Annotated in this window: 2 protein-coding genes; both read right to left on the bottom strand. The window is 61.5% G+C overall.

What is annotated here, in order from left to right; all coding sequences use genetic code 11:
* Nucleotides 1-72: 72 nt before the first annotated feature.
* A complete protein-coding gene (gene istB / locus BDI24065_RS40795; RefSeq protein WP_060091270.1) occupies nt 73-870 on the bottom strand; it encodes an IS21-like element helper ATPase IstB in 798 nt (265 codons plus the stop codon).
* Nucleotides 863-1619 (bottom strand): Mu transposase domain-containing protein (locus BDI24065_RS40790; RefSeq protein WP_438820053.1); only part of this gene is annotated, 757 nt, incomplete at its 5' end. The genes istB and BDI24065_RS40790, both read right to left, overlap by 8 nt.

The raw sequence follows: 1619 nt of genomic DNA, 5'->3' as shown, positions 1-1619 counted from the left end.
TGTTGATTTCCACCGAGTCTTAACCCACCGATTTCATCTAAATCTGACCCACCCTGAGACAGCGTAGTACATCTATTCCGGTGTGGATAACTCTTCGTTACCCGCTGGTTTTGCTGCTCTTTTTCTTGTTGTCTTTGCCTTGGCAGAACTGGTCCTGAAGCGCCACGATTCATTGCCCGTTTCGACGATGTGGCAGTGATGGGTGACGCGGTCCAGCAGCGCTGTCGTCATCTTTGCATCCCCGAACACGCTCGCCCACTCGCCGAAGCTGAGATTGGTCGTGATCGCGACGCTCGTGTGCTCGTAAAGCTTTGAGAGCAGATGGAACAGCAATGCACCGCCGGTCTGGCTGAACGGCAGATAGCCCAGCTCATCGAGAATCACCAGATCGACGTACATCAGCTTGTGGGCGATCTGGCCTTGTTTGCCGATGGACTTCTCCTGCTCCAGGGCGTTGGTCAGCTCGACGGTCGAGAAGTAGCGCACACGCTTGCCGTGGCGCTGTACGGCTTCGATTCCGATCGCTGAGGCGAGGTGCGTCTTGCCAGTGCCCGGACCACCGATGAACACGACGTTGTGCGCGCTTTCGAGGAACGACAGCTCGCTCAGTTCGCGCACCAGCGCTTCGTCGACGTGTGCCTGCGCGAAGTCGAAGCCCTTCAGGTCGCGGTGGGCCGGGAAGCGCGCAGCGGTCATTTGATAGGCGATCGAGCGCACCTGCCGTTCGGCGGTTTCAGCCATCAACAGCTGCTTCATGAAGCGCTCCGGCTCGAAGTCAGTGTGGCGCGACTGCGCGAGCAGCTCCGGCCACGTGCTCGCCATGCCGTGCAGTTTAAGACCCTTGAGCTGGGCCGCGATATCGTTAGACATGACGATCCTCCGGTGGGTTGGCACGCAGCGTCTCGTAACGGTTCACGTCGGCCGCGGGCTCTTCCTTGAGCTGGAGTTTCGTCGTGGCGAGGCTGCCATTCGTGACGGGCGCCTTCAGCCGGCTCAGCACGTTCAGGACGTGCTCTGCGCTGGGGCGTCCTGAATCCAGCGCAGCCTGTACGGCGAGCAGCACCGCATCGAGCCCGTGTTCGCGCACCGCAGCGAGCACCTGCGTCATGACGCGATCGCCGCCCGGGTGTTTCAGCAGATGCCGCTGCAGCAGTTGCAGCGGCTGCGGCATCGTGATGAACGGTGCGCCGTTGCGCAGTGCGCCGGGTTTGCGCTCGACCAGCGTGACGTAGTGGCGCCAATCGTAGAAGGTCATGTGCCGCTCGAAGCTGCGTTCGTGGCGTGCGATCTCCTGGGCGTTGGCGACGACGCTGAGATATGCCGGATAGCAGCGCACGCTCACCAACTGGTTCGTGTACTCGGTGGGCACGCTGTAGCGGTTGCGTTGGAAGTGAATCAGGCTGGTCGACGAGACTCGCAGGGTCTGCTCGATGTAGCCGTCGAACGGCCGTGGATTGGGCATCAGCCGGGTACGCTCGTCCTGCAGCACATCCTCGACTGTCAGCTCAGGCCACTGCGGGTGCCGCATGTGCCACGCCTCACGACACTGACCAGCGACCCATTCGTTCAGGATCTCCAGCGTTTCCCAGCGCCGTAGCGCTGCTTCGTGCCAGATCTGA

The sequence above is a fragment of the Burkholderia lata genome (assembly GCF_902499025.1).
Lineage (GTDB): Bacteria > Pseudomonadota > Gammaproteobacteria > Burkholderiales > Burkholderiaceae > Burkholderia > Burkholderia lata_C.
The sequence above is the reverse complement of the archived record's forward strand: the minus strand, read 5'-3'. Positions and strand labels throughout refer to the sequence as shown.

Excerpts from the sequence above, each read along its gene's own strand:
- istB (WP_060091270.1), bottom strand. The coding sequence starts at position 870 with ATGTCTAACGATATCGCGGCCCAGCTCAAGGGTCTTAAACTGCACGGC.